Source organism: Muribaculum sp. (assembly GCF_029051885.1).
Taxonomy (GTDB): domain Bacteria; phylum Bacteroidota; class Bacteroidia; order Bacteroidales; family Muribaculaceae; genus Muribaculum.
This window is the reverse complement of record NZ_JAIDKI010000138.1, coordinates 1-6,899: the sequence shown is the minus strand read 5'-3', so window position 1 is coordinate 6,899 and position 6,899 is coordinate 1. Positions and strand designations below refer to the sequence as shown.

Here is a 6,899-nt window from a genome sequence, read left to right as displayed (position 1 = left end):
ATGCTGTAGACATCATATCCGGCGTCCGTGCGGTTGTACTTTACCAGCACCCCGCCATCATCATAGTACATCTCCAACTCCGGCGACACATATCGGGTTGACCCGTCGGCAAGTTCCTGAGCAAAATAATCAGGGTCGGCCGGAGGATTGACCTTATTCTCAAAAATAGATTCGTGGGGCACTGTGTCGTTTTTATGACACGAAACAAACGACACACACAGCATCAAAGAAAATATACCGTAGGCTTTCATGGTCTGATTTCAATAAGAAGTTTTCCCGAAGCGATTGCATTGCGATACCTTATTTCATGTGTCCCGATACCGATAGCAGACAACGATATATGCGTATCATCCCTATCAATTCCATCCACACTCCACACCACACCATCTGGAACATATGGCGAATATAAATCAAGATACACGTCTCCGGCCACAGAATAACTGCCTCGAAGAGGGATTCGGACAACAGGAGGCTCACCTGTACCTGACGGCGGCTCTTCCTTTCCGGCCGAGCCATTATATACCTCTCCTCTCTTATCGCCCCATAGATATTCGGCAAGCTCAGGATAATCGACAAAAGGATTGCGATTGCCCTGCCGGGCCTCGACAGCATCATTGGCGGAGCGCTCGATATCTGTCACAGGATACTGTCTGTGCCAGTCCATATATGTGCCGATAGAAAAGTCGGTCAGCCCGGGATATTCATCAGAGGTGAAGAATTTCACGCCATCACCACTCCATATCGAACATGGATATATCGTAGCAATATACATAATACGACGTGCAACGGAACCCTTCATGGCGTCGGCCGGCTCAATTACCGGAATATTCCATCCATCAAGCAGAATCACCCCCCTGCTCCATCCGTCACCGTGTACAATATCAGACGCCGAGCCCACCGATGCAAACCCATTTCCTGCCCCACATGCTTTCATCACCTCCGGACAGGTAAGCATACAATTGTATAAATCGGCCGACGACTGCGAGCGGTAAGCCGCAGGAAGTCCCAACCAACTCTTATCGACCGGATGGGCAAGCGTAAGCGACATGCGTGCGTCAGACAAAGTATAACTATGTCCCGCGACAGCGTCTATGACAATTCCCGAGCCATTTGACACACCTTGTTGCTCGGCTATGATTTCCAGATATTCAGACCATTGGGTATTAGGGTCAACCATATTAACCGGGCCACAATGCTGATGCAGTGTATGCTTTAGAGCATCGTCCTTTCGGCCTACAGCATAATCTCCGACAACATCGGAATAGAGTGTGGCACTATGTGTCACACATGCCATCATTATTGCGAAAGGACGGAGGAGAGATACATGTTTCATAAGTCACTATATTTCTTTTTACCGCGCAAATAATAGTCAGCGATTATATTGTTTCGCCCCGACAAAAGATTATCACGCAGATTAACAATGTCATATCTGCCGCGCATTTTTCGGAAATCCCGATGAGCACGCAAGATTGCTCCGGCACTCTTCCAGTCCATCTTGACGACAAACATAGCAAAGGCGAGCGTGTCATACAGACGTCGGACAAACAGACGCCTGCTCCTCACTCCATCCGGAAGATTCTTATGCAGGAGCAACAGATTGTTGCGGAAGTTAAGGTAGACTTTGCGCGGATTGCCCTGCGGAAGAGTCCCCCCGCCAAGATGAAATACCGTACTCTCCGGAACTACACCGATAGTTCTGCCTGCCAGCCTTATACGACAACATAAATCAATCTCCTCCATGTGGGCAAAGAAATCAGCATCAAGACCGCCCGATTTCATATATAAGTCGCGACGTACCATAAGCGCCGCTCCCGATGCCCAGTCGACATGCATATGGCTGTCATACTGCCCTTCGTCCGATTCAATCGTATTGAAAATACGGCCACGGCAATATGGATAACCGTTGCAGTCCAGGAAACCTCCGCATGCACCTGCATACTCAAACTTGCCCGGCTCAACGTCACTTAGAATCTTAGGCTGACACGCTCCGGCCAATGGATTAGACTTCATATAGTCGACAAGCGGACCAAGCCATCCCGGAGAAGGACGCACATCGCTGTTCAGCAATACTACAAACTCGGTGTCAACCATCGAAATGGCCCGATTGTATCCCTCGGCAAATCCGTAGTTCCTGTCAAGACGAAGCACACGTACCTGCGGAAACTCTGCGGCAAGGAAATCTACCGAACCATCGGTAGAGCCATTGTCAGCCACAATAACTTCTCCTAACGACGAGTCGGTAGTCGACAAGACGGCAGGAAGATAACGACGGAGCATCTCCACTCCGTTCCAGTTTAAAATTATTACAGAGGTAGATGGCTTTTCATTCATGATTCCAATGCTTGAGAATGAAGAGTATCGACAAATCCTTCCGGATAATCTACTGCATACTTCCAACGTTTATGCGTCCATAGCCATATATCGGGAGAGCGAAGTATGGTCTGCTCGAGCATACGTGCATACATATCTGTCAAAGCAAACTCCGGCAACTCTGATACATTCTCTGTAAGAGGGCGCACAGTCATACGATAATGTCCGCGCGAAGGCTTCTCGACATCCCAGTACAGTGCAGCCATATCAAGACGACGGACGATTGTCTCCGTGCCGGTAATCATAGCGGTAGGATGATTCAGGAACTTCACCACATGGGTGATGTCGCCGGCACTCGGTTTCTGGTCGCTCATAAATCCGACTATCGCCTGCTTCCCTGCGCGACGCAACATCAGAAGGTCGCGGAAAACGAGTTTCTTCTCATAGCTTACTGAGCCGAAACGACTGCGCAACATCAGAAAATACTGGTTGAACCATTCGTTGGTCAGTGGCCGGTACACCTGTGCGTAGACAATTTTATCGGACGGCTTGAATCGGGACCACAAGGTTATTGATGTACCCCACTCCCAGTTTCCACAATGTCCGAAATACATGGCAATGCTGCGGCCCTCGGCAAAAAGCCGGTCGACATGTTCGATACCTACGATTTCAAACCTCGATTTAATCTGCTCGTCGCTGACATGCGCAAGTTTGATGGTCTCAACAAAATAGTCTGAGAAATTACGGAAAAACCGACGGCATATATCATGGCATTCCTTATCAGACTTATCAGGAAATGACGCACGGATATTGTCATAGGCTACGCGCCGTCGATAGTGTACTATATAATAAAGTACAATGAATATCAAATCGCTTATGGCATAAAGCACACAGAATGGCATCCTGGCAATGCCAGCAAGAATCATTCCAAGTAAACCATAATACCATTTACCTTTCATAATCATGGCTTTATAATTTCACCGTCAATCTCCTCCCCGCTATTATCCGGGGAACCAAGGAGCACATTTACAACCTGCCCGGCAAGCTCAGGCACAGGCTGCATTCTGACACGCAGATAATTGTCGGTAAATCCCATCATAGGTTTTCCTTTGCGGGGATGCTCTGCAAGCACCGGCCTTACCGTTCCGGCAAAACGCGATGAAAATTCCGCAAGTTTACGCTCGGATATCGCAAGCATCTCGTTGGTACGGCGATGCTTCTCCTGCTGAGGCACGATACCCTCAAGTTCAAGCGCTCTTGTGCCCGGACGTTCAGAGTAAGGGAATACATGGAGACGGCTTATATCAAGGCTCTCCACAAAATCGCGGCTTTTTGCAAACAGTTCGTCAGTCTCGCCTCTGGCTCCGACAATCAAATCAACCCCGATAAACGCATGGGGCATCACACTGCGGATACGCTCCATACGGTGACGGAACAACGAGGTATCGTAATGTCGGCGCATGAGCCGCAACACCTCATCACTACCGGCCTGGAGCGGCACATGAAAATGAGGCATAAAAGCACGCGACCCGGCTACCCAGTCGATAATTTCATCGGTAAGCAGATTGGGTTCTATCGAAGATATGCGATACCGCTCTATACCGTCAACACGGTCAAGAGCCCTTATAAGGTCAAAGAAATTGTCGTCACGCCCTTTCCCGAAATCTCCGATATTGACTCCGGTAAGCACAATCTCACGTCCGCCATCTTCAGCAACCTTTTCAGCTTGTGCCACCAGTTCATCAATAGTCCCGGAACGACTGCGTCCACGCGCCATAGGTATGGTACAGTAGGTACACCAGTAATCACACCCATCCTGCACTTTCAGGAAATGGCGGGTACGGTCCTCGGCTGAACATGAAGGAGAAAAAGTACGTATGTCTTTGGTCGGAGTCACCTCATGTACGATAGCATGGTCGGACATCCATCGGTCAATATATTCTGACAACAGCAGCTTCCGGTCACTTCCGGCCACAACAGCCACACCGGGAAGCGCAGCGATTTCCTCACTTTTAAGCTGGGCATAGCATCCGGTCACTACAATTGCCGCATCGGGATAACGTCGGGCAAATCCACGTATAGCCTGTCGGCACTTCTTATCTGCAACCTCTGTGACACTACACGTGTTTATAACCACTATATCAGGCGTTTCACCGGACTGTATACGACGTATCCCCTTCTCGGCAAACAGTCGGGCAACAGTCGAAGTCTCTGCAAAATTAAGTTTGCAGCCAAATGTATGAAACAAAGCCTTTCGGCCAGTAAATACCGCTTGATCAATCATAACTGCAAATATACATTTTTTACCTCACTCCACACCTCCGCATGAATACCTTTTTTATCCTCACACCGGATTTTGGCATGCTTTGCCATGCCTTCATAGTGAATATTTCATCTATTTACGTTGGGCCATCGGTATATTTATACCAGCTTTCTTAGCCTGGGAATGCTGATATTTACGCGGAATATGGTATCGACGCCCATCTTTCAAAAGATATGATCCTGTCTGGTGAAAACAGAACGCCACACCGGAGTCACGACATTGCACATGCATATCAGTCACCCATCTGTAATCAAGCTCGCGCGCATATTTCCCCGACTCTCCGCCTACCGAGACTTCCTCGATAGCCTCACAATCAAGATACGGACGAAGGTCAATCCGCTCAAGCATAGGCGCGACTATGACAAGTCTATGCCGTATCGGCAATGAAAGGAATATCGGCATGCGGTAATCGGCACGTTCCTGATTTTCAACAGTGCACCCGATAGCTACATTATCGTAACCATCGCCCCAGTCATCCGGAAGAAGACCACCAAGCCTTTCAATACGTTTCGTAAAGAAAAAGAACACGCAGTCGCTTCGCCGGCGTATGATTTCCCATATTTCCTGTCTCCAGTCATCCGCTTCCTCTATAAGAAAATCGGATGTCAGACAGAGCGCAAATTCCGTACCTGAAGGATATTTCCAATTCCCGCTCCGATCTTTTCTAAGAGGCAGACTGAATGATAACGTACGCCGTACTTCAGTAGACGGTATCGGTGTTCCGAATGCCGCATCCTCGCGGAATACGTAACAGTGACGGCATCCGGCACTTATCTTATGGCAACCATGCCATGGATTCCACATCGGCATACCTAAATTTGCGATAAAATTATAATTCAAATCAATGAAGCCGGGAACAATCTGCTCCCGGCTTCTTCAAATCTATGGTTGAATAGTATATTCTCTACTCGTTATTCGGCACCATTAAGGATTTCAAGCATCTTGATAGCCGAATCGGGAATGCGGGTACCGGGGCCAAAGATAGCGGCCACGCCTGCCTTGTAGAGGAAATCATAATCCTGCGCAGGGATTACACCTCCGGCAGTCACCATAATATCATCACGTCCGAGTTTCTTCAGCTCCTCGATTACCTGAGGAATAAGAGTCTTGTGGCCTGCGGCAAGTGATGACACGCCAAGGATATGCACGTCATTCTCTACAGCCTGACGGGCAGCTTCTTCCGGAGTCTGGAACAGCGGTCCCATATCTACGTCGAATCCGCAGTCGGCATAGCCGGTAGCTACAACCTTTGCGCCACGGTCGTGACCGTCCTGGCCCATCTTGGCAATCATAATACGGGGCTGACGTCCCTCTCTCTTGGCGAAGTCCTCGGCCATCTGCTGAGCGCGGATAAAGTCGGGGTCCTTCTTTGTTTCGCTGCTATACACGCCTGAAATAGTTCTGATTACTGCTTTATAACGACCTACAACCTCCTCACACGCATCGGAAATCTCGCCAAGTGTGGCGCGGAGTCCTGCTGCTTTTACCGCGAGGTCGAGAAGATTGCCTTCCTTCGTACGCACACACTCTGTAATATCGGCAAGAGCTTTCTTGACAGCTTCTTCATCACGGTGGGCTTTCACCTCATTGAGACGCTCAATCTGCTCGTTGCGTACCTGAGTGTTATCGATTTCGAGAATATCGATGGGATCCTCGTGGTCGAGGCGATACTTGTTGATACCTACGATTGTCTGACGGCCGGAGTCGATACGAGCCTGTGTGCGGGCGGCTGCCTCCTCGATACGAAGTTTGGGCAGACCGGTCTCGATGGCCTTGGCCATGCCGCCAAGTTTCTCGATTTCCTGGATGTGTTCCCATGCACGATGGGCTATCTCGTTGGTAAGGGCCTCTACATAGTAGCTGCCGCCCCATGGATCCACCTGCTTGGTAACGAGAGTCTCCTCCTGGATGTATATCTGTGTATTACGTGCGATACGTGCCGAGAAGTCGGTGGGCAGAGCGATAGCCTCGTCAAGCGCATTGGTATGCAGCGACTGTGTATGACCAAGAGCGGCACCCATGGCCTCGATACATGTACGGCCTACATTGTTGAAAGGATCCTGCTCGGTAAGTGACCAGCCGGATGTCTGCGAGTGGGTGCGCAGAGCGAGCGATTTCGGATTCTTGGGATTGAACTGGCTTACAATCTTGGCCCAGAGCATACGTGCGGCACGCATCTTGGCAATCTCCATAAAGAAATTCATGCCGATAGCCCAGAAGAACGACAGACGCGGAGCAAACGAGTCGATATCCATGCCGGCATTCA

Annotated in this window: 7 protein-coding genes; all 7 read right to left on the bottom strand. The window is 49.5% G+C overall.

The annotated features are described in order from the left end of the window. A partial coding sequence (locus K2I50_RS06020) for a hypothetical protein (protein ID WP_301025305.1) occupies positions 1-251 on the bottom strand: 251 nt, incomplete at its 3' end. Beyond that, complete coding sequence (locus tag K2I50_RS06015) at positions 248-1,333, bottom strand: endonuclease (RefSeq protein WP_301025304.1); 1,086 nt, start codon at positions 1,331-1,333, stop codon at positions 248-250. The genes K2I50_RS06015 and K2I50_RS06020, both read right to left, overlap by 4 nt. Next, entirely contained in the window at positions 1,330-2,331 is a 1,002-nt protein-coding gene (locus K2I50_RS06010) for a glycosyltransferase family 2 protein (protein ID WP_301025303.1), read from the bottom strand. Before K2I50_RS06010 ends, K2I50_RS06015 begins: the two co-directional genes overlap by 4 nt. Beyond that, positions 2,328-3,269: a lysophospholipid acyltransferase family protein gene (locus tag K2I50_RS06005; RefSeq protein WP_301025302.1), complete on the bottom strand. Its 942-nt coding sequence runs from the start codon at positions 3,267-3,269 to the stop codon at positions 2,328-2,330. Before K2I50_RS06005 ends, K2I50_RS06010 begins: the two co-directional genes overlap by 4 nt. Before the next feature lie 2 nt (positions 3,270-3,271). Continuing rightward, complete coding sequence (gene mtaB / locus K2I50_RS06000; protein WP_301025301.1) at positions 3,272-4,594, bottom strand: tRNA (N(6)-L-threonylcarbamoyladenosine(37)-C(2))-methylthiotransferase MtaB; 1,323 nt, start codon at positions 4,592-4,594, stop codon at positions 3,272-3,274. A gap of 111 nt (positions 4,595-4,705) precedes the next feature. Continuing rightward, positions 4,706-5,443 carry a DUF5131 family protein gene (locus K2I50_RS05995; RefSeq protein WP_301025300.1) on the bottom strand — a complete coding sequence of 246 codons (738 nt, stop codon included), beginning with the start codon at positions 5,441-5,443 and terminating at the stop codon, positions 4,706-4,708. Positions 5,444-5,544: 101 nt separating this feature from the next. Further along, a partial coding sequence (locus K2I50_RS05990) for a methylmalonyl-CoA mutase family protein (protein WP_301025299.1) occupies positions 5,545-6,899 on the bottom strand: 1,355 nt, incomplete at its 5' end.

Bases quoted from the DNA above. Each gene is read 5' to 3' on its own strand.
- K2I50_RS06015 (WP_301025304.1), bottom strand. From the start codon at position 1,333: ATGAAACATGTATCTCTCCTCCGTCCTTTCGCAATAATGATGGCATGT.
- K2I50_RS06010 (WP_301025303.1), bottom strand. From the start codon at position 2,331: ATGAATGAAAAGCCATCTACCTCTGTAATAATTTTAAACTGGAACGGA.
- K2I50_RS06005 (WP_301025302.1), bottom strand. From the start codon at position 3,269: ATGAAAGGTAAATGGTATTATGGTTTACTTGGAATGATTCTTGCTGGC.
- mtaB (WP_301025301.1), bottom strand. From the start codon at position 4,594: ATGATTGATCAAGCGGTATTTACTGGCCGAAAGGCTTTGTTTCATACA.
- K2I50_RS05995 (WP_301025300.1), bottom strand. From the start codon at position 5,443: ATGCCGATGTGGAATCCATGGCATGGTTGCCATAAGATAAGTGCCGGA.